The sequence below is a fragment of the Klebsiella sp. 7-CIP_Kleb. genome (genome assembly GCF_050378655.1).
GTDB lineage: Bacteria > Pseudomonadota > Gammaproteobacteria > Enterobacterales > Enterobacteriaceae > Klebsiella > Klebsiella quasipneumoniae.
The window spans coordinates 25,249-51,711 of sequence record NZ_JBNRLJ010000013.1 but is presented as its reverse complement, the minus strand read 5'-3'; the positions used below and the strand labels follow the sequence as shown (position 1 = coordinate 51,711).

Here is a 26,463-nt window from a genome sequence, read left to right as displayed (position 1 = left end):
TGTACTCAATATCGCATGAACGAACATAAACAACAATATCAAATCATGTACAACCATGCGCGACAATTGGCAGCACAACTAAAATAATAATAAAAATCATATACATAAACATCTAACCGTATTCATTCTTGTCTGAACAATCTCAACCATGTGCAAAGCCCACACCTTGCCGAAGATTACGAAACGATGGTCCCTTTTCAGGCTCTGCAGATGATTGGCCACCAGGTCGATGCGGTCTGCCCGGATAAAGCCACCGGCGACTATGTGATGACGGCGATCCATGATTTTGACGGAGCCCAAACCTACAGCGAAAAGCCGGGGCACCGCTTCACCCTGAACGCCGATTTTGCCGCGGTGAAGGCCGAGGATTACGACGCGCTAGTGATCCCCGGCGGCCGGGCGCCGGAGTATCTGCGTCTGAACGAGCAGGTGATTAAACTGGTACAGGCGTTCGACGCCGCGCGTAAACCTATCGCCGCCGTCTGCCACGGGCCACAGCTGCTGGCCGCCGCCGGTATTCTGCAGGGGCGGACCTGCAGCACCTATCCGGCCTGCGCCCCGGAGGTGCGTCTGAGCGGCGGGCATTATGCCGATATCGGTATCGATCAGGCGCATGTTGACGGCAATCTGGTCACTGCTCCCGCCTGGCCGGCCCACCCGCAGTGGCTGGCGAAATTCGCCGCCCTGCTGGCGGAGTAACGCATTTTCTCTGACCAGACAAATGGACTATCGCCGCGCTGGTGCTCTCTTGCTTACCGGCCGGCGGTTTTCGAGCGGCCGTTTCCGCTACAGTCAAACCTGACCAGCTCAGCGATACGCTGGCCGGGTTATCTCCTCGACTCAGATGCGCATTCCCCCGGAAACTTCAATGCGCTGAGCATTAACCCAGCGATGATCATCGGATAACAGCGAGGCGATCATCGGCCCGATATCTTCTGGCACCCCCGGTCGGCCAAGCGCCGTCATGTTCGCCACCGCCTGAGCGACCTGCGGGTTATCCCGCACCACCCCGCCGCTGAAATCCGTGGCGATGGCGCCCGGCGCTACGCAGTTTACCGTGATCCCGCGGCCGCCCAGCTCAAACGCCATATAACGGGTCAGGGTTTCCACCGCAGATTTCATGATCGCATACGGCGCCCGGTTCGCCATCACGATACGGGTCAGTCCGGACGAGATATTCACAATTCGCCCGCCATCCGCCAGCAGCGGCAATAATTTTTGGCTGAGGAAAAAAACCCCCTTCACATGGATGCGATAAAGCGCATCGAACTCCGCTTCGGTAGCGTTCAGAAACCCCATGCCGCTGGCATTGCCGGCATTATTAACCAGGTAATGAAACCGATCGGCCCCCAGCGCCGTCAGCGCCTCCTGAAAGGCGCTGACAAACCCGTCAAAGGTGTCGGTTTCGCCGGCGCTGAAGGGCAGCGCGATCGCCCGCGAGCCCTGAGCTTCAACCCGCGCGATCTGGCATCCGGTGTGTTAACGGAGGTGCTGGCTGATTTTCGCCCTGCGCCGCTGCCGCTCTCCCTGCTCTACCCCAGCAGCCGGCAGCTCTCTGCCCGGGTACAGGTATTTATCGACTGGGTGACGGCGCTGATGAAGGCGCTCCTGGCGCAGCAGGCATCCGCAAGGCTAAAATAATGTTTGCTATTATTTGCGGCTCGTGCGTTAATCGTTAAGTCGATGTACCAGACGAAAAGTTATTATCTAAGTACGTGTTCTCATCTCCAGGCGTTATCCCTGATACCACCTTCCTTTGAGCAGTCCCGTTAGTATTTTGCTTTTTCTGTAAACAGGCCCTGTCAGCCCCTGTTGGCTCGTTAAACAAGCCCTCCGACTGACCCAATACCCGGCTTACTCCTAACAAAAATCAGCCGCGTTAATTTCCCTGAAAACGACCATTGTCTTTTCAACAGAACATTACCCATACAAGGTTTACATTATGATTGAACATATCCATTTTAGATGCCCATGCTGCCATGGCTCCCAGTACAGAACGTCCCAGTTTGACGTGACGGAAAAAAATCCCTTTGGTGCGAAATGCATTTTCTGCAAATCGGCCATGATGACGTTAGATACTCTTCGCCCTTATCACCTGGGCGCGCTGTCCACCGCTCAGGCCCAGCCATAAGACGGATGAAGCCGGTGAACGCGGGCGGGAAAATTCCCCCGGGGATTCACCTGGGGGCAAGCTCTGTTCCTTCACCTGACGCGATCGTCGGTGGAATGGCGAAGAACGGCATCCGGCAACGCTTTTATCAGGGTCGTCACATTCTCCCCGGCGCGGGTTTCCACATTAAAATAGTCCACCGCGCGCAGAATAAGCCGCAAACCTCTGCCGCTTTCCGCTAACGGATCGACATCGAAGCGCTCATCGCCACGCGCCAGCGCCAGGCGCTCGGCCGGAAAGACCTCTCCCGCATCAATAAAGCGCAGCGTCACCCGGTCTTCCGCCGCGATAAATTCGACACGAAAAACACGTTGCCGATCCTCATGTAACGCATAGCGAATGATATTGGTGGCCGTCTCACAGACGGCAAGATCGAGCGCGAAGCGCCAATCCTCCCCGACGGGCAGCGGCGCCATTTGTTGAGCCAGCCACGCCGCCAGCGGTGATAGCGAGCTGAGTTGGGCAGGAAAATTCATGACGTTATTCACGGGCGCGTCACGGATTGAACTGCGCAAGGGCTGAAGTGCGATCCTCGCAAATACGAAAAATACGATCCATCCTGGTCAGGGTAAACATATTGCGAATGCCGGGGTTCAGCGCGCACAGTGTCATTTCTCCTTTACCGTTCATCATTTTCATCAGGGAAACCAGCGTTCCCAAACCGCTGCTGTCGATAAAATCGATTTTACTGAAATCAACAATCAGATCGGTGCTATCTTCGCCTATCTCCTGGGCGATTGCCGCCTTAAAGGCTACCGCGACGGAAGCATCCAGCCGACGCACCGCCGGCGTCAGGATCGTCACCGAGGCCTGCCGTTCAGTTTCAATTTTCATCACTGTCCCCTGTACGTTCAATAATCAAGAGTGAAACATCATCGGCCATCGCCTGGGTCTCCTGCGCGTCGCCACTGCGCCAGCGGATCAGGTGCCGGGCAAAACGCGGCAGCAGCGCGGGCAGCGGCTGCGTCACGCTGTCCTGCAGCCACGCTTGCAAGCGCGCCTCGCCAAACTGTTCACCGCTCCGGTTTTCACATTCGGTAATACCGTCGCTGAACAGGCACAGCCGCTCTCCCGGCGCCAGCGAAAAACTGACATCTGCCCACGAGAGATGGTCTATCAACCCCACCGGCGCCCCGCCGCTGCCGACCGGGCGGACGGTAGCGTCCGGGCTAACGATAAAAGGCGTGGGATGCCCGGCCTGACAGAGTTTGCCCGCGCCGGTCTTCAGGTCGATGACGCCATAGATCAACGTGAAATAGCTGACGATCTCTGTTTCGTCACTGCAAAAACGACCATTGAGGATCGTCACCACCTCGGCCGGCGACGCCGGCTGGTTGTCTGCCGTAAAAAGAAAGCGCTCAACGGCCCTGCCATGCAAAAACTGGCGGGCGACGGCGAGCGACATCATCGCCGCCCCCACGCCGTGTCCGGAGACATCCACGCAGTAAAATCCGAGACGATCGCCCAGCGGGAAGACGTTAAAAATATCCCCCGACACCCAGGCCGAGGGCAGGAAAATCCAGTCGGAGAAAAATCCCTGATGGCGCAGCTCATGAGCCGGGAGAACCGACTGTTGAATGCGCGCCGCCAGCTCCAGATCCTGTTCAATCTGTCGCAGCGCTTCGCTCAGCCGCGCATTGCGCGCGGCGAGGTCAGCCTCGAGGGAGAGGATCCGCGCCCCGGCGTGCAGCCGCGCCCGCAGCTCGCTCTGCTCTACCGGTTTGCTGAGAAAATCATCGGCCCCGGCCTCAAACCCCTGCGTTAGATCGCCAGGATCTTCGCGGGCGGTGAGCAATATCAGATAAACGTAGTGACCAAACTGGCGGCGGCGCACTTCCCGGCACAGCGTCAGGCCATTCATCTCCGGCATTTCCCAGTCGCTTATCACCAGGCTGACAGGCTGGTTTTCGAGGATCGCCAGCGCGTCGACGCCGTTTTCCGCCTCACTGACGATATAGCCCCACTGCGTCAACATCCGACTTAGCAGCCGACGATAAACCAGCGAATCTTCAACAATCAGGACGTGCTGTGCCGACATCGCGCCTCCTAAATCGGCAAGAACCAGATAAGGCTGATCGTGCCTTCACGAAACTTGCCGCTGCCGCTGTCATGCCCCGGGTAGCGGGTACCGGCATAGTTGGCATACTGCACAGAGAACGATCCCGGCGTATAGCCCGCGTAGCCAAAGCTGTAACTATAATCGCCATTCCACGGCTGCTGCTGGCTGCTGTCCGGATACCAGAAGGCGGTGGCGCGCACAAAAAAATGCTGCTTAAAGGTATATCCACACCCCCCAAGCAGCACATTTTTGTTTTTGCGGATATCGTTACTCTCCAGATCGTAATAACGCGGCACCCAGCTGTAGCCTGCCTGGCAGATAATGGCGTCGCCTTTGTTAATCAATAGTGCATTTTCCATCGGCTTCGGCAGCGAAAATTTATACGCCAGGGTAAATGCCCCCTGCTCAAAATAGGTGTGACGCTTGCTGCCCGAGGTCCAGAAGTGGTTATCGCCATAGTTACTGTAAACCAGGCTGAAGGTGTTGGCATGCCAGTCGTCGTAACCAAAACTATAGCGAAAATCGGCGGTATAGCGGCTGGTATCAGTCACCGGTAAACGGGATGTCACGTTGGCGAACCAGAAGCTGTAGGGCGAGTATTGCAGGCTGAGGTTCAGCGTCTGATTATATTTTTTCTTCTGTTCTGCGCTGTCTGAGCTGTTGGGGACGGTCATCCACTGCTCTTTTAAACCCGAACTAAAGCTCAGCGCTCCCGAGAATACCTTGTCATTCCCGGAAAAAAGCCGTCCCCAGCGGCTGGTAAACACGCCGGCCTGCACCGGTTCACCATTTTTATCACGCAGCGGTTGTGCGTCGTTCTTCTCTGCTCCTTCCGCACCTGCGATGGCGCACCATAGCGCGCAGGCCAGCATATATTTCTCCCGCATTTGCCCTTCCTTAGTTAGGTATCCAGCGTGCGGCGACGCGGTATTTGGCCATCAGCCACAGAACGCCCAGCGCAGCGGCATGGATCAAGGTGTTCACTATCCACGCCTGGCGCCACAGATCGAAGGTGACCAGCTGGCTTACGGCGAGCACGATGTAAACATGCAAAATAAAGGTGTAGAGCGAACGCTGCCCGAGCGGGATCAGGAACCAGCCTGCCAGCCGGTTAAGGGGGCGCCAGCACCAGGTCAATAGCAGATAAATGGTGACCATCAGACTGATATCATTAAGGATCCGTACCGGACCGAGGCCGTTTTTCGCCGCCCAGGTATGGTAAAAGGCGTTAAAATCCGCCGGCGGGATTACGTGCATCAGCAGCGCGGGCGGCATAAAAGGATTGGTATGGTTCTGGGCGACAAACGCAAGGATAAGCGCGATGAACACCAGCGCCGCCACGGCAACTTTGCCGGGCGGCGTGCGGGCGAAAGAGATCAGTTCCGCTTTGTACCAGCCGCAGCACATGCCCAGCACAAAGATAAATTGCCAGGCCAGCAGGGGAAAGGCGAATTCAAATTCGCAGGGCGTGACCCGTACCGGCCAGCGTTGCCAGTAGCCGTAGATCAGCAGCGAGGCGCCCAGTAATGGGTAGACATGACCCTTTAGCAACATTCCCAGAAACAGCGGGCTGAGCAATAACAAAAAAATATAGAGTCCGAGGATCTGCGTCTGATGCGGGCCAATCTGCAGATAAAGGATAATGTTAAACCACGTCTCTTTTATTTGCGGGGTGAGCGGATAGAGCGACCAACTGGTCCCGGAAAAGCGGTCGGTAAAATGAGTGACTTCATAGACATTAATATAAGGCAAATATCTCAGCAAAAGAAAAGAGACAATAATAATAATATTAACCTGATATATTTTCCATGCGCGAAGATAAAGCCCCCAGCTCACCGTCAGTAATACTGCCTTTTGTAATCTGACACGATTTAGCATCCCTAACATGAAGCCGGACAGGATCACAAAGCCCTCGGCACCGGTAGTCAAACCAAATCGTTCCCAGCTGAAAATATTAAATATCGACATCACTTCGGTATGCGCCACCACCATCATCACAAGAGCAATACCGCGCATAAAGTCGATACGCAGGTCGCGATCCCCGGTCAGAGAGTAACGCCAGGGCATTGATTTATGAGTTTCTTTTTGCGAAATCGCTGAAGCAACCTGGCTCATTAGGGATCCTGCCGTCTACCCTGCAACATTTATTACAAATTATTTAGATAGTGTAGAATGGGCTATCTTGCAATGTTCGTTTTATAAATTCCGCCGGCGTGTATCACACTATGTTAAGTCATCCCGGTGACTATCAGTTCGCGCTGTTGAAATTTTTGCGCCACCATCTACACTCACTTTACTGTTATTTATAAGCCCCTGTGCGTTCTGCAGAACGCCCCCAATCGATAACAGACCTGTCATTCAAACCCAGCGCGGAATCAGGATATCCTTGCTATGGATTTTTATTTTTCCCGTTTTGAACATCGCCGACCGCCTGAACCGCTCAGCACCCCGCGCTGGGTGAGAATGATTTGGCAGGTATTAGCTGTGGCCGCCCTGGTGCTTGGCGCTAATTATATTTACTGGCGCTGGACCGCCTCCTTAAACACTGACGCACTGTGGTATGCGATCCCTCTGGTGCTGGCGGAAACCCTGGCGTGGATTGGCACAGTTCTGTTCACCATTAATTTATGGCAGGAGAAAGATCCTCCGCCAGGGGTCCCCCCGACGGAGATCAACGACTGTCTGCGCGCGGATGAAGCGGTGGAGTCGAGGCCGATTAAAGTCGATCTGTTTATCGCCACCTATTCCGAAGATGTGGAGCTGGTCAGGCTGTCGATTCGTGACGCCATGCGGATGACCTATCCTGGTCCGCTCGATTATAAAGTGCATGTCCTTGACGACGGGCGTCGCCCGGAGATGAAGGCGGTCTGCGAGCAGGAGGGGGCGAACTATATCACCCGTCAGAGCAATATCGGCTATAAGGCCGGTAACCTGCGCAACGGGCTGGAACATACCGATGGCGACTTTCTCATCATCTGTGATGCCGATACCCGCGTTTTCCCGACCCTGCTGAGCCACACGCTCGGCTATTTTCGCGATCCGGACGTCGCCTGGGTGCAGACCCCACAATGGTTTTTCGATCTCCCGGAGGGGGAGGATCTGGCGCGCTGGCTGCGGCGTAAAGCAGGCGGCGCAGGCTATGGCGTGGGCTGGCTGGCGCAGAAAATCGTCGGTCCGGTGACCATTGGTCGCGATCCTTTTTTCAACGATCCGCGCATGTTTTACGACGTGATTTTACGGCGCCGCAACTGGGCTAACGCCGCGTTCTGCTGTGGCGCCGCCTCCGTTCACCGACGGGAAGCGGTGATGCAGGCGGCGCTGCGCAGCTACGTCTGGAGCGTTGACGCCGAAATCGCGCGTCATACGCGGGATATTCGCGACCCGGCAACGCGGGAAGCGCTGCAGGACGCCATGCGCCCCCACGTTGCCTTCGATACTGAACTGACGCCCTATAAGTTCCACGTCTCGGAAGATATTTATACCTCAATCCTGCTACACGGCGACGCTGCCCGCCGCTGGCGCTCGGTAATGCACCCGCGGATCGAGTCGAAAATGCTCTCTCCGCAGGATATGCTGACGTGGATGATCCAGCGCTTTAAGTACGCCGCCGGATCGCTGGATATCCTGTTCCATGACAACATCTTCAACCGACGCCGCTTTAAACTCTCGCTGCCGCAAACGCTGATGTACGCGACCACCTTCTGGTCGTATCTGGCCTGCGTGTGGAACACCGTGTTCCTGATCTCGCCTGTTATCTTTCTCTTCACCGGCATTCCGCCGGTGTCGGCGTGGTCTACCCCTTTCTATCTGCACTTTTTACCCTTTTTTATTGTCTCCGAACTGGCCTTTATGTTCGGCACCTGGGGCATTTCTGCCTGGGACGGCCGGGCCTCTTACCTCTCCTTTTTCTCGATGAATCTGCGGGCGCTGGACACCGTTTTGCGCGGGGAGCAGATCAAATTTCACGTTACGCCGAAAGAGCGACAGACGGGCCGTTTTCTCTATCTCGTCAAGCCGCAAATTGCCATCGTTTTGCTCACCCTGACGGGGCTGATATGGGGCGGTATTCAGGTGGCGCGCGGTCAGATTGACGACCCCTCCGGGTACGTCATCAACATTTTCTGGGGCGCGGTGAATATTGCCGCCATGCTGCCACTGATCTTCGCCGCCATGTGGACGCCCCCCGAAGAGCAGGAGGCGAGCCGATGAGGATCCGCGACGCCCTGGTATCCGCGCGCAGCTATCTCACTATCCTCATTGGCTTCCTGCTGGGTTTTGCGATTGTCGTGTGGGTGGAAAAACAAATGCCCGCGCGCGTCGAGAGCAGCGGCGGGATGACGTTGAGCCAGGATTTTCCGCCGCTCCCTCCCCCGCGCGAGCTGACCTTTGACGAGGCGATCTGGGCGCGGGTGGCCTGGCAGTATTATGTCAACAATACCCAGCCAAACGGCCTGGCCAACGCGCACGATGGCGAACCCTGGCTCAGCCTGTGGAGCGTCGGCAGCTATCTTTTCGCCGTGGTCGCCGCAGAGCAGCTGCATATTGTGACCGCCGCCGAAGGTGATGAGCGCATTGCCGCCGCCCTGTTTACACTCGGTCAACTGCCCCTCAACGCCCAGGGATTGCCCGCCGCTCAGTACCATGCCGACACGCTGCAGATCCTCGGCAACCCGGACTCCTCCGCCATCGGTATGGGACGCCTGCTCACCGCCCTGCAAACCCTGCTCTGGCGCTATCCTCAGCACGCCGCCGCGGTGCGGGATCTGTTTTATCAGTGGCGGGTCGGCGCGCTCATCAGCAACAGCCCCGCCAGCCAGGCCGCGGCGCCGCTGCACCACTGGGCGCTGGCGGCAGATGAACCGCGGGACAGCTTTGGCTACCGGCTGTACGCCAGCCATACGCTGCGGTTGATCGACAGCGCGGCGGGGCTGGCGGTGACCAACCCGCCGCAGGGGCAGCAGATGATCGATATCGACGGCATCATGGTGCCCGACGAGGGGCTGCGCACGCCCTGGGGGCGGCAGCCTTCGCTGATCAGCCTGCCGTACCTGCTCACCGGACTTGAGCTGGGCTTTGACGCGCAGAGTGCGGAGATCGCCTGGCGCATCATGCAAATCCAGCAGCGCCGTCATAGCCTGAGGGTCAGCAAGCCGCCGATCAGCACTGACTACGCCGAGCCCGCGCCGGATTATGCCAGCGCGCTGGCGGACCGGCAGCCGCAGAGCGCCTTCGCCCCACGCAGCGCCGCCCCGGAGCAAACGGCGATCACCTCCACCCGCACCGCCTTTGCCTGGTACGCCCTGTTCCGTAATAGCTGGAGCGAGGCGCTGCGCCAGCAGGTGCAGACGCTGCAGGTCCCGGGCAAGGGCTGGCAGCGAGGGTTAAATCTCAACCGCAGCGTCAACGACGTTATTGACGGCGATACCAACGCGATCGTGCTGGAAAGCCTGGCCTACATTTCCCGGGGGCAGATGCTGTGTCTGGCCTGCCAGAGCCCTGCCCCTCTATCCTCGTCCTCAGCAGGAGCAACGCCATGAAGCTGACCTATTTTTCCCGTTTTCCCCTGCTGGCCGGACTCATGGCGCTGTGGCTCTCGCTCTCCGGCGCGCAGGCCGCGACCGGTCTGCCGGCTGCGGAATACGCCCCGCGCAGCGGGGAGCTGACGCCGAGGGAGATGACTATCGCCAGAAACGCCTGGCAATACTTCGTCGCCAACTTTCAGCCCACCACCGGGCTGGTGAATGCGGTAAACAAATACCCCTCCACCACCATGTGGGACAGCGCCTCCTATCTGGCCGCAATGACCGCAGCCCGTGAGTTGGGGATTATTGATAAGGCGGAGTTTGACCGTCGGATGCTGAAGTTTCTCGCCACGTTGAATAAGCTCGATTTATTCCGTAACGAACTACCCAACAAAGCCTATAACACGATAAGCGGACAAAAGGTTAACTACCAGAACAAGCCGGGTGAAATCGGCTTTTCGGCGCTGGATATCGGCAGAATGCTGATCTGGCTGAAGGTGATCAAGGAGCGCTATCCGGAATACAGCAACAGCATCGATAATGTGGTGCTGGGGTGGGATTTTAGCCATGTGGTCGATCCCTGCGGCACGCTGTACGGGGCGTATCTGGAAAACGGCCAGCCCAAATACGTTCAGGAAGGCCGTCTGGGATACGAGGAGTACGGCGCGGCGGGCTTTCAGCTGTGGGGATTTAACACCTGTCAGGCCAGCCGGCCGCAGCCCTACGAGCTGGCGGAGATTTACTGCGTGCTGGTCCCCTATGATTCGCGCGACCCACGGCAAACCAGCCAGCATAACTATGTGGTCAGTGAATCCTACGTGCTGTATGGCATGGAGTTTGGCTTTGATAACCCTGGTGACCGGAACAACAGCCCGCGCGAGTACTCCCATCCCTGGATGAAAAACTTCGCTGACCGGGTCTACCAGGCCCAGGAGAATCGCTACGCCATCACCGGGATCCTCACCGCCCGCTCCGAGCATCAGCTCGATAAATCCCCGTACTTTGTCTATGACACCGTGTTCAGCGACGGGTTTAACTGGAACACCATAACCGACAAAGGCCAGTTCGTACCGAATAGCGCCGCCGTGTCGCTCAAAGCGGCGATGGGGATGTGGGTGCTGTGGAACTCGCCCTATACCGATCGTCTGCTGGACGCCATTGAAAACGCGAACGAAGCGGGAAAAGGCTATTACGAGGGGTTGTATGAGAACGGCGACGGGCCAATCAATGAGTTTACCGCCAACAACAACGGCATCATGCTGGAAGCACTGCTATTTAAAAAGGAGGGAAAACTGCTGCAGTTTTCCAGCGACAATCCGAAAAACCGCGATTTCGCCCCGTCGCTGTGGGACAAGAAGCTGGTGGATCTCTTTGAACCCAATAACGGCCCGCGCAATCGCCCGTTCCTGAGCAACACCCCCGCCGTCAAAACATGGTGCGAGCAGACCGGGACCACGCAGCGCACCAAACCCGCCTGCCAGGCCTGCCAGTGTGCCGCCTGCAAGGCTGACGAGCCCGTTAAACTTCCGCCGGTGACCGCGCAATGCTTAAAACCATAGCCCGCTGGCTGGCCATCGCCGTCGTCCTTTTTCTTATCGCCCTGGCGCTGTTTTATCGCGAAAGCGCGGGGTGGCGCTGGCTGACCAAAGGCGGCTGGCACACCACTGCCCGCATCAGCAGCCTGACGCCGCAGGAGCGCACGTGGGCGCAGATCGCCTGGCGGTACGTCGAGAACAATACCCAGCCGCAAACCGGCCTGGTCAACGGCAGCGACAAACAGCCCCGCGCAACGCTATGGCAGATGGGCGACACCCTTATCGCCCTGCTCGCCGCCAGAGAGCTGGGGTTGGTAAAGGAAGCGGAATTCGACGCCCGCCTGACGCCCCTGCTCGGCACCCTCAATCGCCTGACGCTGACCGACGGCGGTTCGCCGGGCAGGCTATACTCCACTCAGACGGCGACCCCTGTCGACTTCAGCGGCAAACCGGCGGCCAGCGGCTGGTCAGCAAAAGATATGGCCCGACTGATGCTCGCCCTGCGGCTCACCGCCGAACGCGCGCCGCAGTATGGTGAATACATTGATAAAATTGTCCTGCGCTGGAACTTCTGTCCGGTTATCGATAAAGACGGGGAGCTGTGGTCCGCCTCACTGCAGAACGGTCAGCGGACGATCCGCGAGGAGCTCCGGCTGGGAGACAGTGAATACGCCGCCAGCGCGTTTCGCCTGTGGGGATTTCCGGCCGGCAAGGCCCTCTCCCCCCCGGCGCGCCATGTGATTATTTATCAGCGCCGCCTCGCCGTTGACGACCGCGACCCGCGAACCACCTGGCAACCCGTGGTGCTCTCTACTCTGCCCGCCATGCTGCCGGGACTGGAGTTCGGCTGGCAGCCGCCCGGCGTGCCGGAGATGGCGCAAAAAGCCATGCGCGAGCGGGCGGAAGGGATATGGCTCAGCCAGAAAACGCGCTGGACGCAGGATAAGGTGCTTACCGCCCGGGCCGATTTTTCGCTTACCCAGGCGCCCTGGCACGTGGAAGACACCGTCTGGGGGAATGGCTACGCCTGGAATACGCTCGGGGACGACGGGAAGTACTACCCCCGGCTGGCGCAGGTGACCACCAAAGCGGTCTTTGTCCTGTGGACGCTGTGGGAAACCGAGTATACCGATGCGCTGATGGCGGTCACTACCCATCTTAACGACCCGCAGCGCGGCTGGTTTGAAGGACGGGTCGAGGCCACCGGCGACGTCAACGCCACCCTCACCCTCTCCACCAACGCCATGGTGCTGGAGGCGCTGTTTTACAAACACAACGCCGGGCCGTTGTTCAAAAACGGCCTCGCGGATGACAACAGCTACTTTGCCCACCGCGCGACGGACGAATTTAACCCGCCCCGCCGCTGCCTGCCGGGCGAACGGGTCATGAGGAGCGCACCATGAAGTTTTATCGCGATCTCTTTGAAGCCAGCCTGAATCGCGTCGTACCAGAGCACGACAAACAGCGCTTCTTCCAGGCCTTTTACAGCACCTTTATCCATATGTCACCGGAAACCGAGCAGCACTTCTCCCAACGCTCCGGCGAGGAAGGCCAGCAGATGATCTTTAAGAGCTTTTTCGCCATGCTGGCGGTCAATGGCGACCTCTTTGTACCCGATTTTCTGGAACGGCTGGCGCGAGCGCAGAGCGAGGAAGGCCTGCGTCTACCGCCGCGGTTTTTTGCCCTCTGGCGGGAAGCGATGCTCAAAACCGTCCGCGCCTGCGATCCGCTGTGCGATGAGGAGATCCTCACCGCATGGGCAATGGCCATCGCCCCTGGGCTCGAGTATCTGCGCCGCCAGGCGGAGCTCCACTATCAAACTGTTGGCCAGTAATCATGCATGCCGCTAACCGTAACGACCTTAACCTCCTGCCCTCGGCGGTGATGATCTACGATGAGCGCGAACGACTGCAGGCCTGGAATGATAAGGTGGCGCTGTTTTATCCAACGATCGCGCCCTGGCTTGCCGTCGGCGCCTCTCTTGAGAGCCTGGCGGAAAAGTTTATCGATGCCGGATACAACATCGACCCAGGCCGGCAACAGACGCTGCGCGAGGCGATTATCCGCAACTGCCGCCAGACGAACCACTGCGAGGTCCGCCAGTCGGGCAACCGCCGGATTTACGTTCAGCATCAGCGGCTGGCGGATGGCGGGATTGTCAGCCTGCATACCGACATCACCGAGCTTGACGAGGCCCGGCGTTCGCGTCATCAACTGCATGATGACTTTTTATTCACCGCGGAGTCGATCCAGATCGGCATCTGGGACTGGCAGGTCTCCGGCGACAGCCTGCAGGTGAATGACACCCTGCTGGCGATGGTCGGCCAGTCGCGGGCGCAGTGGCGCTTTCCGCTGCGCTTTATGCTCAACCTGGTCCACGAGGACGATCGCGCCACTCTGCAGCAGGCGATGATCGCCTCGCAAAACGAGCACATGCCGGTTTTTGAATGTGAGCTTCGCGTCCAGCACCCGACGCAGGGCTGGCGCTGGATGCTGCTCTCGGGGCAGATCGTCACCCTCAACATGCAGCAGCAGGCAGAGCGGGTGATCGGCACCTTGCAGGATATTACCCGGCGCAAAGCCGCAGAGCTGCTGGCCATTGAGGCGGCGAAGGAGGCCCGCGAGGCGAACGAAGCGAAAAGCGCCTTCCTCGCCAATATGAGCCACGAAATCCGCACCCCGATGAACGGCATCCTCGGCATGACGCAGCTCTGCCTCGACACGCCGCTGACCGCGGAGCAGCGGGAGTACCTTTCGCTGGTGATGAGCTCAGCCCAGTCGCTGCTGCACATTATCAATGACATTCTTGATTTTTCACGCATTGAGTCGGGCAAAATGCAGGTGGACGTAGAGCCGCTGGAGATCCGCCCTTTTGTTCAGTCGCTGATCCGCCCGCATATGCCTGCCGCCAGCGAAAAGGGCATTGAGCTGCTGGTGGATATCTCCCCTGCGGTGCCTGAGGTGCTGATCGTCGATGGCCCCCGGCTGCGGCAAATCCTGACCAACCTGCTGGGTAATGCCCTGAAGTTCACTCATCAGGGGGAGGTCCTGCTGGCGATAGCGCCGGCCGAGGACGAAAACCACTGGCGCTTTCGCATTCGCGATACCGGCATCGGCATTGCCCCGGAGAAGCAAAAGGCGATCTTCGAGGCCTTCAGCCAGGCCGATAGCTCTACCACCCGTCGCTACGGAGGCACCGGACTGGGGTTAACCATTTCGGCCCGCCTGGTCAGCCTGATGGGCGGTGAGCTGACGGTGGAGAGCCAGCCTGGGGCAGGCAGCGAATTTGCCTTCACCCTGCCGCTGGAAGGCCTGAACGCCGCGGCCTCCGGTAGCGCCCCGCTGAGCCGCTTCAACCACCAGCGGGTGCTGGTGGTTGACGACAACAGCACCAACCTGCGCCTGCTTGACGCCATGCTTCGCCAGATGGGACTGATGCCAACCTGCGTGAACAACGCTGGCGAGGCGCTACGCCGGGCCGCCGAAGGCCCGCCATGGCCGCTGATCCTGCTGGACGCGCAGATGCCGGATATGGACGGCGTATCCCTGGCGCTGGAGCTCTCCGCTTTGCCTGAAGCCCGGCAAAGCCAGATTATTATGCTCAGCTCCATGAGCCGTCATTTTGACGCCAATATGCTTAAGCGCATCGGCATTGCCCACTATCTGCATAAACCGGTGGCACAGCGCGAACTGCATCAGGTTATCGCCGGCATACTGGTGCCCACGCCAGTGGTGACGACAACGCCTGCCCCCGTTGCGCAACCGGTCAGGGACCAGACCGGGCTAAATATCCTGCTCGCCGAGGACAACCTGGTAAACCAGAAGGTCGCCAGACGGCTGCTGGAGCAGTTGGGTCACCGCTGCGAGGTGGTGAATAACGGTCGGGAAGCGCTGGAGCGCTGGCGCGCAGCCTGCTGGGATCTTCTGCTGATCGATCTGCAAATGCCGGAGATGGACGGTGAAACCGCCATCCGCCTGCTGCGGGAAGAGACCCAGGCGCTGGGCAGGCAACATCAGCCCGCGATTGCCATGACCGCCCACGCTATGCAGGGCGATAGAGAACGCTGTCTGGCGATGGGTTTTGACGGCTATATAGCCAAGCCGGTGAGCCAGGAGGCGCTACGGGAAGCCATCGCCCGCGTCGGCGCGGCGGAAGATAGCGCGCCGGAGGAAGAGGAAGGCCTGCCGGACGAAGCCCGCCTGCTGAAACAGTGCGCCGACGATCCTGAGCTTGTCGAGGAGTTGCTGGGACTCTTCGCTGCAGGACTTAATGCTGCGGCCGCCGCCCTCAACCACGCCATTGACGCCAATGACCGGGAGACATGGCGCCGCGCCGCCCACAAGCTGCGCGGCGAGGCGGCCACCCTAGGTTTTCAACGCCTTGCCAGTGTGCTCCAGCGGCTGGAGAGCCAGGCGGCCTCGCCAGACCAAAGCGTGCCGGGCGACCTGCGCGACGCGCTGACCGAGGCGATCGCGGGCTGCCACCTGTGGCTGCGCCGCAGAACGCAGGAGGTTCCCCGTGATCGCTAGACGTCTTCTGCTGCTGGTCATTTGCCTGCCGCTGGCGCACGCCGGTTCAGCGCCGGTGACCTGGTCACTGGCCGGACAATGGCGGGTGCATGACGCCAACGACAGCGCCTTCGCCGGCGCGCAGGCTTCGGACGGCGACTGGAGCACGCTGCGGGTACCGGCAAACTGGTACAGCGCCGGATACGATCATCAGGGCGCCCTGTGGTATCGCCATCAATTTACCCTGCATGGCCTGACGCCGGACGCCATGGCTACGCTGGTGTTTGACGGCGTCGATTACTTTGCCGAGGTGGCGCTCAACGGCAAGACGCTGACCCGGCACGAAGGCTATTTTCAGCGCTTCCCGGTGGACATCACCGGGGCCGTTCGCCGCCATAATCAGCTCGCCGTGCGGGTCGACAGCCCCTATGAAGACCCGCAAAAGATCTGGCCGCTGCACAAGACGCTGATGAAAGGGATCCTCAATCAGCACGATACCCGTCCGGGCGGCGCCTGGTCGGTTCAGGGGCAGGATGCCAACTCCGGGGGGATCTGGGCGCCGGTGAAGCTCCATCTGAGCCGCGGCGTCACTATCGACGAGGTGATCCTGTGCCCGGACTGGCGACAGGGGCTGGAGAAGCCCATGCTGCGTGCCGAAATCCGCTATCGGACCGTGACGCCCGGCCCCGTCACGCTGCGCCTGACGGCCACCCCGGACAATTTTTCCGGCCCGCCTTTTCAGCAGGCCTTTGCGGTCACCCTGGAGAATACCGCAGGCACTCTGCGCGTCTCGCTGCCCATGCCCTCGGCAAAGCTCTGGTGGCCGGTGGGCACAGGTAAACCGAACCTGTACCGCGTGCGCGCCACCCTCGTGGATAAGCGGGGGATCATGGATACCGCCGTCACCCGCACCGGATTACGTAAGGTGGAAGCGCTGGCGGATAATCAGGGCTGGCGCATCAATGACAGACGGCTGTTCATCAAGGGCAGCAACTATATTGGCTCGCCGTGGCTGAGCACCATGACGCGGAAAAAGTATCTCCGGGATTTCAGACTGGTCACGGCGATGAACGCCAACGCCATCCGCGTTCATGGCCACGTGGCGGGCCGCGCGCTGTATGAGGTGGCCGATGAGATGGGACTCATGATTTGGCAGGATGTCCCGCTGCAGTGGGGTTATGATGATAGCGCCGCCTTCGCCGATAACGCCGTGCGCCAGACCCGGGCGATGATGGACCAGTTCGGCAATTCGCCGGCGATTATTGTCTGGGGCGGTCACAACGAGCCGCCGTGGAACTCGCCGTGGATGGAGAAACGCTTCCCCGACTGGCGTAAAACCTTAAACCAGACCCTGACGCAGCGGGTGGGCGATGCGCTGGCGGAAGACACCTCCCGCATCGTGCATCGCTTTTCCGCTGTCGAAGAGCACTACTGGGCAGGGTGGTATTTCGGCACCCTGCGCGACCTGCTCGCCCCGGCGAAAACCGGGATTATTACCGAGTTTGGCGCCCAGGCGCTGCCCCGCCTCTCCACCCTGAAGACCATTATCCCGGCCCGTCTGCTGTGGCCGAAAACCACCGCCGCCGACGATCCCGGCTGGGTGCGATGGAAGTACCATAATTTTCAGCCTTTCCAGACCTTTAAATTCGCCGGGATTCCGCGAGGCAACAATATTCAGGAGATGATTGAAAACACCCAGGCGTATCAGGCCAGGCTGGTGGCCCTGGCGGCGGAGAGCTATCGTCGCCAGCGTTATCAGCCGGTGACCGCCCTGTTCCAGTTTATGTTTGTCGAGACATGGCCCTCCATCAACTGGGGGGTGGTGGATTATCTGCGCCAGCCAAAGGCGGGTTACTATGCCCTGCAGCGCGCCTATCAGCCGATCCTGCCGTCCATCGAGCCGGTGACCGCCAGCTGGCGTCAGGGTAGCCCGGCGACGGTGCGCCTGTGGGCGATTAACGATACCTGGACGGCCTGCGAGGATTGTCGCCTGACCTGGCAGGTCAGGCAAAATGGTCGGATACTGACTCAGGGGGAAACCACGCGGACCCTGCCGCCCGACGCCGGCCAGATGGTCAGGGAGCTGACCGTCACCCCCGCCGGCCAGCAGCCCGTGACGATCGTCTACCGTATTGACAACCGTCGCGGCAAACGCGTGGGGGCTAACCAGCATAGCGAACCCGTCGCCGCGGCCCAGGCAGCGAAATGAAGGAGGCTTCCCGCTGAGCCGCGATCAGTCGTGGATTTTCACCCCCAGACAACCGCGAACGAATTGAGGGTTAAAGTGTTTTACCGCTTCGCCGACATAGCCTAAATCCAGAGCGCTGATTTGCGCCATTTCGCGCGCGGTGAGCGAGAAATCCCAGATGGCAAAGTTCTCTTCAATACGCTCCTGGCGGGTGGATTTTGGAATTACCGTGACGCCACGCTGCACGTTCCAGCGCAGGATAACCTGCGCAATGGTTTTATGATGGGCATCGGCAATCTCCTGCAGCGTTGCCTCTTCATACGGGTTATGTCTGCCGCCGCCTAACGGCGCCCAGGCTTCCGGCTGAACGTGATAGTGCTTCATGGTTTCCAGCGCCGCGGGCTGGGCGAAATAAGGATGCAGTTCGACCTGGTTCACCATCGGCTTAATTCTGACGGTTTCGCAGAAGTTCGCTAACACATGGGCGTAGAAATTGGACACGCCAATCGCTTTCAGGATACCGGCCTCATAAGCCTCCTCCAGCGCGCGCCAGGCGCTGAAATAATCGCCCATCGCCTGATGCAACAGATAAAGATCGAAGTATTCCAGCCCGGATTTTTTTAAGGACGCGGCGATACCGGCTTTCGCCATCCCGGCGTTGGCCATGTCCTGAACCCACAGTTTGGAGGTGATAAATAGCGCCTCGCGGGTACACAGACCTTCGGCGATGGCTTCGCGAACGGCCTCCCCCACCGCATCTTCATTATCGTAGACGGCAGCGGTATCGATAAGGCGATAGCCGGCACGAATAGCGTTCAGTACCGCCCGCTTACACTCTGCTTTATCGGTCACCTTAAAAACGCCAAAACCCAGCATCGGCATTTTACGGTTGTTACTTAATACACAATATTCCACGGTGCAGTCTCAGTTTGTTAAAAATTTCATGATAGACCAGAAACATCGCCGCGATTACCCCGTCATTTGTGATTTGACTTATGCATCCAGCTCATTAATCGCAGTGCGCTGATATCTCCTGTGTTTGACAGAAAGCAGGAAGCTCCCCCCTGCCGCGCCCAAAAGTAACAGACCGCTCAGAGCAAAAGTGCTGCGCCATCCCAGACTATCAAACACCAGGCCTCCTGCCGTTGACCCGAGGGCAATCGATAGTCGGATCACGGCGACCATCAGACCGCCGCCCGCCTCCGCATCCTCGGGCAGCGTCCGCGCAATCCATGTCCACCAGCCGGTGGGCGCTGCCGTCGCCAGCAGGCCCCACAAGCTTAACAGTACGGCGACTGAACCTGTGTGGTGCCCGGCCAGCAGAAGCGTTCCGGCAATCGCGGCCATTAACAAAGGGATAGCCACCAGTGTCGGATAAAACCGGGCGTTCAGAACGGTCGTAATAAGCAGCGTGCCGACAAAACCGGCGGCGCCAATCGCCAGTAATATCAGGGAGAGGCCAGAAGGCTTGACTCGAGTCACTATCTCCAGAAACGGTCGCACATAGGTAAATAAGGTAAACTGCCCCATAAAGAACAGCCCGCAGGCCAGCAATCCAAGGGATACCGTCGAGCGACGGAACAGACGCAGCACGGTTCCCTGTCGCTGTGGTGCGCGCTGACTTTTCATCGATGGCAGGCTAACGCATTGCCAGATGAAGGCTACCATCGCCAGCGGGACGAGACATAAAAAGGCGCCGCGCCAGCCGACGGTGGCCCCCAGGTAGCTGCCCAGCGGGGCAGCGACGACCGTGGCCAATGCGTTACCACCGTTAAAAATGGCCAGCGCGCGGGGAACCTGGCGTTGCGGCACCAGCCGAATGGCCGTTGCTGCCGACAATGACCAGAATCCGCCAATGACGATCCCGATGAGCGCCCTGCCCAGCATATAAACCGGAAAACTGGACGCCTGGGCAATCATCAATCCTGAGGCCGCCATCAGCGCCGTGAGCCCCAGCAGCAGCCATTTACGGTCCAGCGACCCGGTAAGAGGGGAAATCGTCAGGCTGGTCAGTACCGCCAGCGCGCCAGAAAGCGCGATCCCCTGGCCTGCTAATCCCTCGGTAATGTGTAAATCACCCGCGATGGGTGTCAACAGACTGACCGGCATAAACTCTGAGGCAATGAGCACAAATACGCAGAGCGTCATCGCCAGGACGCCGCTCCAGTATGCGCGGGTGTTATGTAATCCAGACATTATTTATCTCCGACAAAACAAAGCCGCCTGCAGGCGGCTTTGGGGATGTCTCCGGCACAGGAGAGCGATTACAGGTTGGTTTCGAAAAACTGCGCGAACGTAGCGAAGGGAATTTTGCCCGCGGCGTTGTCATAGAGATCGACATGGTTTGCCCCAGGGACAATCACCAGCGCTTTCTCTTTGGTGCCGATCGCCTTGAAAGCATCTTCGGCAAAATAGCGTGAATGGGCTTGTTCGCCGGTCACAATAAGCGTCGGAATAGTCACTTCGCTGGCGTAACTCAGCAGCGGCATATTCATAAACGACAGCGGCATCGTCGCATTCCATGCCCCGGTTGAATTAACCGAACGCGCATGGAAACCTCGCGGCATACGGTAATAATCGAAGAACTCTTTCAGCACCGGGTTGGGGTTGGCGGGCAAGGTTTCCGGCAAAATACGAGCGGCAGCGCTGACGTAGCCTTTATCATCAACATATATGTCATGCCCACCTGGGGCGAAAGTGCCGTTTGCCGCATCCTTCCAGCGCTGCGCGTTCAAGTACTGCAGTACCGCTCGGCGGTCGGCTGTCGTGTAGCGGTCTTTGCCATCGCCTACCCCATAACCCATCGCGCGGCTCATGTCATACATGACGCTGGTCGCCACCGCTTTGACGCGTGTATCCATCGCCGCGTCGTTTAGGGCCATACCCCCCCAGCCGCAAATGCCGAGCAAACCGATACGGTTGCGATCCACCTCTTTTTGCAGGCCCAGAAAGTCCACCGCGGCACTGAAATCCTCGGTATTGATATCCGGTGAGGCCACGTTGCGTGGGTAGCCACCGCTTTCGCCCGTATAGGATGGGTCAAACGCCAGGGTGACAAACCCCTGTTCGGCCAGCGTCTGGGCATACAGGCCGCTGGACTGCTCTTTTACCGCGCCGAAGGGACCGCTCACGGCAATAGCTGCCAGTTTGCGTTCACCGCGATCCTTCGGCAGGTAGAGATCTCCAACTAAGGTAATCCCGTAGCGGTTCTGAAAGGTCACCTTACGGTGATCCACTTTTGCGCTCTCCGGGAATGTTTTATCCCATTGTTCAATCAATGAAACAGGTGCGTTCGGGTTAGTTGTATCAGCATAACTCATCGTTGTGGCTCCACTTAATAAGGCGCATAGCAGCATGGCGGGTATCGTGGCTGTCATTTTTTTGCTGAAAACCGTCATTAAATCCCCCTAAATAAACGTGTAAAAACCAGTCTCCAGAGGACAACGCTGCTGGGCTTTGTTGTCATGCGCTTATTGTAGCTAGCAATAAAAGTGCTTATTAGAGGCTAAAAAATGCTAAGATTAATACCATTTAGTTCTAAATAGCGCGATTGTTACGAGGCGGAAGATGGCGAAACGGGAAAACTATAATGACCTCTACCTGTTTATGCAGGTGGTGCGGGAAGGCAGTTTTACCGCCGCAGCGCAACGACTGGGTCTGGCGCAGTCCGGGATCAGCCGTGCGGTTCGCGAACTCGAAGAGCGGCTGGGCGTTCAGCTTCTGGTGCGCACCACCCGCCGGTTGTCGCTCACTCAGGCGGGTGAGCAGCTCTATCACAATGTCGAATCCGGTTTCGACGCCTTAGATATGGGACTCGCCACGCTGGCCCATTATCGGCAAACACCGTCCGGTACGGTTCGCATCAATGCCAGCCAGCACGCTATTGATAAAGTTCTGCTGCCTAAGCTGGCGATATTTAAACAACGCTATCCCGATATCCGCCTGGAACTGATCACCGAAAGCCGGTTCGTCGATATTATTGCGGAGCGTTTCGATGCGGGCGTGCGTCTGGGCCCGGAAGTGGGGAGTGGCATGATTGCGGTACGTATTTCGCCCGATATGGAGATGGCGGTTGTCGGAACCCCGGAGCATTTTCGTCGCTACGGCTTTCCGCAAACCCCTGCCGATTTAACCGGTCATCCCTGCATCGCCTATCAGTTCGGCGACGGCAGCCTGTACGCCTGGGAACTTAACGTGGAAGGCAAAAAAATTACCCACCCGCCTCAGGGACAGTGGGCTTTCGCCGACAGCTATATGGAGGCCAAAGCGGCGCGGCTGGGGCTGGGACTAGCTTATGTCCCGGAGGAGCTGGTCACAGATGATCTGCAACGCGGTACGCTTATCCGGGTGCTCCAGCGCTATAGCCAGCGTCTGGAAGGTTCATTTCTCTATTACCCGCACCGAAATGTGTCGCCCGCGCTGAGAGCGGTCATTGATACATTGCGAATGTAGTAGAGGATGCCTGGATCGTGTTTAGAACTGTGGCAAAATGTACCTCTATCCGCACTAAATCAAGACTCAATATTCGCAGCCTTACGTGAGTCAGCCTCCCTGTGGAACCGGCTTTTTTAATATATCGTTAGCATTTTCAATGGGAAAACGGATTTATCCTTCTTTTTTTTCACATTTTACAACTTCCACATTAACATTATTTCCTCTAATATAGATAACACGGTAACTATCAGATGTTTCAGCGAGATACCTCGCATCCCTCCCTAACTCTGGAATCGTCCAGTACTTATTATTGCATTGAAAAGAGCTCCTGGTATCATAAGAATAAACCTTTTTCGTCACAGCATTAAATAACCAACCTGCGCTACCCAAATAAGAAATATAACTAATGCTAAAAAAAACGCAAGATAAACATAATATCGAATAATGGATCATCGAAGGCACTTTAATTTTTCTTATCCGGAATAAATCTGTTGTACCTTCTAAAATCATCCCCCCCCACGTGGGAAGTAATCAAAAAAAATGGAATGGCAAACAGAATCGAGAATGACCAACTAATATAAGGAACTTTAGCGATATCAACATCAAAAAACTCTTTAACAAAACCATTTGCAATCATCTTAGAAAAAAACAATATAATCGAGAACACAATAAAAAGGATTTTATTTATTATTTTGACTATCTTTTCTTTTACTCTTGACATACACAGAAAATAATAATTAACAAACAAGAAAGTAAAATAGCCTGTTGAAATGGCTAAGAGAGTAAGACCATAATTCAAATCACTCCCTGAAAATACTATTGAGCCTGATACAAAAAAAACCAGGATTAGTACCATCGAGTCTGTAATAATTCTTTTTAGCTTACCTCTTCGTCCGGGAAAGACACCTTTTATTTTCTTTTTCTCACTAGTTGCAAAGGTCGGAACAGAGTAGAAATTTATAATATATGTAGAAATTAATAACATACCAGTAAATGTTATGATGATGAATAGATCAGTTTCCGGATGCTTCCTGGCATAGATCAAACTAAACAGGATGGCCAGCAATAGATTAAAACCAATCACTAATAGCATAGGTATTGAGCGAAGTATATTTGCCATCATTAATTTCCTTCTTTAACAAATAATATTGCAGACAGTTATAACAGAAATAGTTTCCCCTCGTCTATTCTATGGTGCTACCGAACATACCGGACATATGAAATCAATGTACATTGTTAGTAATTCAGGATTACAGAAAACTGGTATTTTCACTTAAGTCGATCTTCGGTGCGACCAGTTACTGAATATATAATATGAAAAGGACAGCCTTTTTATATATTTCGAACATAAAATGTTATTTAATTATGGTTCATAATTATAGGAATGACGATATTAATTTTTAAGATCTGGCAAAGCTTAAAGCACCAAATTCTCAATTGGCTGATTTACTTATTAATAAATAACTGGCGCCGCAATCCGCGCCAGTTCTGGGTTCAGCAATGGCTACCTGCCCTGAGCAGGAGGCCAGTACGCATCAGTGTTTAACGATATACATGGTACGGCTGTAGGCCACATCTTCCGGGTTGGTGATCGGGTAGCCTTTCAGCCACGGCTTAATCAGCCGACCGTTGGTGTACTGGTAGATCGGCGCAATTGGCGCTTTGGCCATAATGATCTTCTCCGCCGCGTTGTAATCGTCGTTACGCGCTTTGGCCGAATTCTCCACCGCCGCCTGGGCGAGGATTTTATCGTATGCCGGATCGTTAAAGCGGGAGATATTTCCGCTGTGGGTGGAAGTCAGCAGCGACAGGAAGGTGGACGGCTCGTTGTAATCCCCTACCCACGAGGCGCGGATCACATCGAAATTGCCGGTGTTGCGGCTGTCGATATAGGTTTTCCACTCCTGATTCTGCAGCTTCACTTCCACGCCGAGGTTCTTCTTCCACATCGACGCCACCGCGATGGCAATCTTCTGGTGGTTCTCAGAGGTGTTATACAGCAGCGTCAGCTTCAGCGGGCGATTCGGGCCATAGCCGGCGGCGGCCAACAGGGCTTTCGCCTGGGCGTTAAGCTCGGCCTGACTCATGCTCTCAAACTGCGACGGCTGCGGCGTGAAGCCCGCCGTTACGTCCGGGGTAAAGCGCCAGGCCGGTTTTTCCCCGGTCCCCAGCACCTTCTCCGCCATCACCCGGCGATCGATGGTCATACTCAGCGCCAGTCGCACCCGCTCGTCCGCCGTCGGCCCTTTTTGGGTATTAAAGGCGTAATAGTAGGTGCCCAGCTGCGGCGGGGTATACACCTGCCCCGGAATATCCTTCAGCAGCTTCTGGTACATATTTTTCGGGAAAGATTCGGTGATATCGATATCGCCGGCCAGATAGCGTTTGGTGGCGGCGGACTCCTGGTTGATCGGCACAAAGGTGACCTGCTGGATCACCGTTTTGGCGTTATCCCAGTAGTGGGTGTTGGGCACCACTACCAGCTTTTCATTCACGACGCGATCTTTCAGAACATAGGCGCCATTGCCCACCAGGCTGCCGGGCCGCGTCCAGTTTGCCCCGCTGTCGACGTTCGCCTTTTGTACCGGGTAGAAGGCAAAGCTGGCGGTCAGGTTGCTGAACCATGGCAGCGGCTTATCCAGCTGCACCCGCAGGGTGTGGGCGTCGACGGCGGTGACCCCCAGGGTTTCCGGCGCGGCTTTGCCGTCGATGATGTTCTGCGCGTTGGCGATCCCCGCCAGCGCCGCGAACCAGGCGAACGGCGAAGTGGTTTTCGGATCCACCAGACGCCGCCAGCTATAGACGAAATCCTCGGCGGTGACCGGCGTACCGTCGGACCAGCGGGCGTTATCGCGCAGGGTAAAGGTCCAGACGCGGTTATCATTGCTCTGCCAGCGGGTCGCCACCCCCGGCACCAGGTTGCCTTTCGCATCCTGATTGACTAAACCTTCAAACAGATCGCGGATCACCTGGATTTCCGGCAGGCCCACCGCTTTGGCGGGATCTAACGAGGCGGGTTCATCTTTGATATGGCGCACCAACTGCTGTTTTTCCGCCAGTACCGTGCCCGGCGGTACGTCCGCCGCCCAGGCCAGAGAAGATACGCTGGCTAACCACAGCGCGCCGCATGTCAAAGCGACAGGATACTTCATAAGATCCCCTTTAAAATGAGAAAAAACACCGCCAACAGAGCGATAATTATTTGTTTCATCACCTGAAATTGCAAACAACATATGATAGAAAATTGATGTGCCGTCGGATTTCACGCCTCAGGGAATGGGTTTGATTCCAACACGCTTTTCGCCAACACTGAATAATAACGACACACAGGAAGCCCTATGTCTATTTCACGTCCTCGCCCGCAGCGCGGCGACTTTCCGCCGGGAACCCGGCAGTACGGCAGCTCTGAACTGGGCGCGCCGCTGCTGTGGTTTCCTGCGCCGATGGCCGACAGCCGCAGCGGCCTGATTATTGCCGGCACCCACGGCGATGAGAATTCGTCGATTGTGACCCTCTCCTGCGCCCTGCGCACTCTGAAGCCGGAGCTACGCCGCCACCACGTGGTCCTGACGGTCAATCCTGACGGCTGTCAGCTCGGGCTACGCGCTAACGCCCGCGGCGTGGACCTCAACCGTAACTTTCCGGCCGCTAACTGGAGACAAGGGGAAACGGTGTACCGCTGGAACAGCGCGGCGGCGGAACGAGACGTGGTGCTGTTGACCGGCGAGCAGCCTGGTTCGGAGCGGGAGACCCAGGCCCTGTGTCAGTTGATCCATCAGATCCATCCGGCGTGGGTGGTCTCCTTTCACGATCCGCTGGCCTGCATCGAAGACCCGGGACACAGCCCGCTGGGACACTGGCTGGCGGACGCCTTCTCACTGCCGCTGGTGGGCAGCGTGGGCTACGACACCCCAGGTTCCTTTGGCAGCTGGTGCGCCGATATCGGGCTCCCCTGCATCACCGCCGAGTTTCCGCCGGTCTCTGCCGACGAGGCAACGGAGCGTTACCTGCCGGCGATGACCGACCTGCTGCGCTGGCAGGCTTAA

The 26,463-nt window shown here is 57.4% G+C and carries 21 protein-coding genes and 3 pseudogenes; 12 read left to right on the top strand and 12 right to left on the bottom strand.

Features of this window, described 5'->3' with window-relative positions; all coding sequences use genetic code 11:
* The first annotated feature begins 150 nt into the window (after positions 1-150).
* Entirely contained in the window at positions 151-699 is a 549-nt protein-coding gene (locus ACQUTI_RS24745) for a DJ-1/PfpI family protein (protein WP_135712251.1), read from the top strand.
* A gap of 141 nt (positions 700-840) precedes the next feature.
* Here the strand turns inward: ACQUTI_RS24745 and ACQUTI_RS24740 are convergent.
* A pseudogene (locus ACQUTI_RS24740) lies at positions 841-1,464 on the bottom strand (SDR family NAD(P)-dependent oxidoreductase); the annotation flags it as partial.
* On the opposite strand from ACQUTI_RS24740, the pseudogene ACQUTI_RS24735 reads away from it, so the two are divergent.
* Positions 1,462-1,641 (top strand): annotated as a pseudogene (locus ACQUTI_RS24735) (LysR family transcriptional regulator); the annotation flags it as partial. The pseudogenes ACQUTI_RS24740 and ACQUTI_RS24735 sit on opposite strands and share 3 nt — an antisense overlap.
* A 301-nt stretch (positions 1,642-1,942) precedes the next feature.
* The gene (locus ACQUTI_RS24730) at positions 1,943-2,131 is read left to right on the top strand and encodes a hypothetical protein (RefSeq protein ID WP_004183775.1); all 189 of its coding nucleotides are present in this window, start codon (positions 1,943-1,945) and stop codon (positions 2,129-2,131) included.
* A 71-nt stretch (positions 2,132-2,202) separates the two neighbouring features.
* On the opposite strand, the gene ACQUTI_RS24725 is transcribed toward ACQUTI_RS24730, so the two are convergent.
* From ACQUTI_RS24725 to opgC, 5 genes are read right to left on the bottom strand one after another with little or no spacing between them, the layout of a single operon-like run.
* On the bottom strand, positions 2,203-2,646 hold the full coding sequence (locus ACQUTI_RS24725; protein ID WP_428923404.1) for an ATP-binding protein: 444 nt from the start codon (positions 2,644-2,646) through the stop codon (positions 2,203-2,205).
* Between the two features lie 19 nt (positions 2,647-2,665).
* Positions 2,666-3,004 carry an STAS domain-containing protein gene (locus ACQUTI_RS24720; protein WP_004183770.1) on the bottom strand — a complete coding sequence of 113 codons (339 nt, stop codon included), beginning with the start codon at positions 3,002-3,004 and terminating at the stop codon, positions 2,666-2,668.
* The gene (locus ACQUTI_RS24715) at positions 2,994-4,208 is read right to left on the bottom strand and encodes a PP2C family protein-serine/threonine phosphatase (RefSeq protein ID WP_109938607.1); all 1,215 of its coding nucleotides are present in this window, start codon (positions 4,206-4,208) and stop codon (positions 2,994-2,996) included. Before ACQUTI_RS24715 ends, ACQUTI_RS24720 begins: the two co-directional genes overlap by 11 nt.
* A gap of 8 nt (positions 4,209-4,216) precedes the next feature.
* Complete coding sequence (locus ACQUTI_RS24710) at positions 4,217-5,116, bottom strand: hypothetical protein (protein WP_048294582.1); 900 nt, start codon at positions 5,114-5,116, stop codon at positions 4,217-4,219.
* Between the two features lie 10 nt (positions 5,117-5,126).
* Positions 5,127-6,344 carry an OpgC domain-containing protein gene (gene opgC / locus ACQUTI_RS24705; protein WP_226548438.1) on the bottom strand — a complete coding sequence of 406 codons (1,218 nt, stop codon included), beginning with the start codon at positions 6,342-6,344 and terminating at the stop codon, positions 5,127-5,129.
* A gap of 276 nt (positions 6,345-6,620) precedes the next feature.
* Between opgC and ACQUTI_RS24700 the strand changes: the two genes are divergently transcribed.
* From ACQUTI_RS24700 to ACQUTI_RS24670, 7 genes are read left to right on the top strand one after another with little or no spacing between them, the layout of a single operon-like run.
* Positions 6,621-8,438 carry a glycosyltransferase family 2 protein gene (locus ACQUTI_RS24700; RefSeq protein ID WP_315966890.1) on the top strand — a complete coding sequence of 606 codons (1,818 nt, stop codon included), beginning with the start codon at positions 6,621-6,623 and terminating at the stop codon, positions 8,436-8,438.
* Entirely contained in the window at positions 8,435-9,766 is a 1,332-nt protein-coding gene (locus ACQUTI_RS24695; protein WP_315966892.1) for a DUF3131 domain-containing protein, read from the top strand. The genes ACQUTI_RS24700 and ACQUTI_RS24695 overlap by 4 nt, the downstream gene beginning before the upstream one ends.
* A complete protein-coding gene (locus tag ACQUTI_RS24690) occupies positions 9,763-11,310 on the top strand; it encodes a DUF3131 domain-containing protein (RefSeq protein WP_004203929.1) in 1,548 nt (515 codons plus the stop codon). Before ACQUTI_RS24695 ends, ACQUTI_RS24690 begins: the two co-directional genes overlap by 4 nt.
* Positions 11,295-12,689 carry a DUF3131 domain-containing protein gene (locus tag ACQUTI_RS24685; RefSeq protein ID WP_371332480.1) on the top strand — a complete coding sequence of 465 codons (1,395 nt, stop codon included), beginning with the start codon at positions 11,295-11,297 and terminating at the stop codon, positions 12,687-12,689. The genes ACQUTI_RS24690 and ACQUTI_RS24685 overlap by 16 nt, the downstream gene beginning before the upstream one ends.
* Positions 12,686-13,120 (top strand): globin, encoded by a 435-nt coding sequence (locus ACQUTI_RS24680; protein WP_004179506.1) that lies wholly within the window; start codon positions 12,686-12,688, stop codon positions 13,118-13,120. Before ACQUTI_RS24685 ends, ACQUTI_RS24680 begins: the two co-directional genes overlap by 4 nt.
* Before the next feature lie 2 nt (positions 13,121-13,122).
* Positions 13,123-15,816, top strand: coding sequence for a response regulator (locus tag ACQUTI_RS24675; RefSeq protein WP_428923403.1), 2,694 nt, complete (start codon positions 13,123-13,125; stop codon positions 15,814-15,816).
* On the top strand, positions 15,806-18,004 hold the full coding sequence (locus ACQUTI_RS24670; protein WP_428923402.1) for a glycosyl hydrolase 2 galactose-binding domain-containing protein: 2,199 nt from the start codon (positions 15,806-15,808) through the stop codon (positions 18,002-18,004). Before ACQUTI_RS24675 ends, ACQUTI_RS24670 begins: the two co-directional genes overlap by 11 nt.
* A gap of 24 nt (positions 18,005-18,028) precedes the next feature.
* Here the strand turns inward: ACQUTI_RS24670 and ACQUTI_RS24665 are convergent, their stop codons facing one another.
* The 3 genes from ACQUTI_RS24665 to ACQUTI_RS24655 form a co-directional block, all read right to left on the bottom strand.
* Positions 18,029-18,898: an aldo/keto reductase gene (locus ACQUTI_RS24665; RefSeq protein ID WP_049092477.1), complete on the bottom strand. Its 870-nt coding sequence runs from the start codon at positions 18,896-18,898 to the stop codon at positions 18,029-18,031.
* 78 nt (positions 18,899-18,976) lie between these two features.
* On the bottom strand, positions 18,977-20,179 hold the full coding sequence (locus ACQUTI_RS24660) for an MFS transporter (RefSeq protein ID WP_428923401.1): 1,203 nt from the start codon (positions 20,177-20,179) through the stop codon (positions 18,977-18,979).
* A gap of 68 nt (positions 20,180-20,247) precedes the next feature.
* A complete protein-coding gene (locus ACQUTI_RS24655; RefSeq protein WP_335895014.1) occupies positions 20,248-21,381 on the bottom strand; it encodes an alpha/beta hydrolase in 1,134 nt (377 codons plus the stop codon).
* Positions 21,382-21,550: 169 nt separating this feature from the next.
* Here ACQUTI_RS24655 and ACQUTI_RS24650 point away from each other — a divergent pair, with 169 nt between their 5' ends.
* Positions 21,551-22,435, top strand: coding sequence for a LysR family transcriptional regulator (locus tag ACQUTI_RS24650; RefSeq protein ID WP_004203922.1), 885 nt, complete (start codon positions 21,551-21,553; stop codon positions 22,433-22,435).
* Positions 22,436-22,880: 445 nt separating this feature from the next.
* Here the strand turns inward: ACQUTI_RS24650 and ACQUTI_RS24645 are convergent, their stop codons facing one another.
* The 3 genes and pseudogenes from ACQUTI_RS24645 to ACQUTI_RS24635 form a co-directional block, all read right to left on the bottom strand.
* Positions 22,881-23,540 (bottom strand): hypothetical protein, encoded by a 660-nt coding sequence (locus ACQUTI_RS24645; protein WP_428923400.1) that lies wholly within the window; start codon positions 23,538-23,540, stop codon positions 22,881-22,883.
* A 412-nt stretch (positions 23,541-23,952) separates the two neighbouring features.
* Entirely contained in the window at positions 23,953-25,569 is a 1,617-nt protein-coding gene (locus tag ACQUTI_RS24640; RefSeq protein WP_053810936.1) for a peptide ABC transporter substrate-binding protein, read from the bottom strand.
* Positions 25,570-25,683 (bottom strand): annotated as a pseudogene (locus ACQUTI_RS24635) (hypothetical protein); the annotation flags it as partial. It lies immediately after the preceding gene.
* A gap of 72 nt (positions 25,684-25,755) precedes the next feature.
* Between ACQUTI_RS24635 and mpaA the strand changes: the two are divergent.
* Complete coding sequence (mpaA, locus tag ACQUTI_RS24630) at positions 25,756-26,463, top strand: murein tripeptide amidase MpaA (protein ID WP_023318054.1); 708 nt, start codon at positions 25,756-25,758, stop codon at positions 26,461-26,463.

Bases quoted from the DNA above. Each gene is read 5' to 3' on its own strand.
- ACQUTI_RS24730 (WP_004183775.1), top strand. From the start codon at position 1,943: ATGATTGAACATATCCATTTTAGATGCCCATGCTGCCATGGCTCCCAG.
- ACQUTI_RS24725 (WP_428923404.1), bottom strand. From the start codon at position 2,646: ATGAATTTTCCTGCCCAACTCAGCTCGCTATCACCGCTGGCGGCGTGG.
- ACQUTI_RS24720 (WP_004183770.1), bottom strand. From the start codon at position 3,004: ATGAAAATTGAAACTGAACGGCAGGCCTCGGTGACGATCCTGACGCCG.
- ACQUTI_RS24715 (WP_109938607.1), bottom strand. From the start codon at position 4,208: ATGTCGGCACAGCACGTCCTGATTGTTGAAGATTCGCTGGTTTATCGT.
- ACQUTI_RS24710 (WP_048294582.1), bottom strand. From the start codon at position 5,116: ATGCGGGAGAAATATATGCTGGCCTGCGCGCTATGGTGCGCCATCGCA.
- opgC (WP_226548438.1), bottom strand. From the start codon at position 6,344: ATGAGCCAGGTTGCTTCAGCGATTTCGCAAAAAGAAACTCATAAATCA.
- ACQUTI_RS24700 (WP_315966890.1), top strand. From the start codon at position 6,621: ATGGATTTTTATTTTTCCCGTTTTGAACATCGCCGACCGCCTGAACCG.
- ACQUTI_RS24695 (WP_315966892.1), top strand. From the start codon at position 8,435: ATGAGGATCCGCGACGCCCTGGTATCCGCGCGCAGCTATCTCACTATC.
- ACQUTI_RS24690 (WP_004203929.1), top strand. From the start codon at position 9,763: ATGAAGCTGACCTATTTTTCCCGTTTTCCCCTGCTGGCCGGACTCATG.
- ACQUTI_RS24685 (WP_371332480.1), top strand. From the start codon at position 11,295: ATGCTTAAAACCATAGCCCGCTGGCTGGCCATCGCCGTCGTCCTTTTT.
- ACQUTI_RS24680 (WP_004179506.1), top strand. From the start codon at position 12,686: ATGAAGTTTTATCGCGATCTCTTTGAAGCCAGCCTGAATCGCGTCGTA.
- ACQUTI_RS24675 (WP_428923403.1), top strand. From the start codon at position 13,123: ATGCATGCCGCTAACCGTAACGACCTTAACCTCCTGCCCTCGGCGGTG.
- ACQUTI_RS24660 (WP_428923401.1), bottom strand. From the start codon at position 20,179: ATGTCTGGATTACATAACACCCGCGCATACTGGAGCGGCGTCCTGGCG.
- ACQUTI_RS24655 (WP_335895014.1), bottom strand. From the start codon at position 21,381: ATGACGGTTTTCAGCAAAAAAATGACAGCCACGATACCCGCCATGCTG.
- ACQUTI_RS24650 (WP_004203922.1), top strand. From the start codon at position 21,551: ATGGCGAAACGGGAAAACTATAATGACCTCTACCTGTTTATGCAGGTG.
- ACQUTI_RS24645 (WP_428923400.1), bottom strand. From the start codon at position 23,540: ATGATGGCAAATATACTTCGCTCAATACCTATGCTATTAGTGATTGGT.
- ACQUTI_RS24640 (WP_053810936.1), bottom strand. From the start codon at position 25,569: ATGAAGTATCCTGTCGCTTTGACATGCGGCGCGCTGTGGTTAGCCAGC.
- mpaA (WP_023318054.1), top strand. From the start codon at position 25,756: ATGTCTATTTCACGTCCTCGCCCGCAGCGCGGCGACTTTCCGCCGGGA.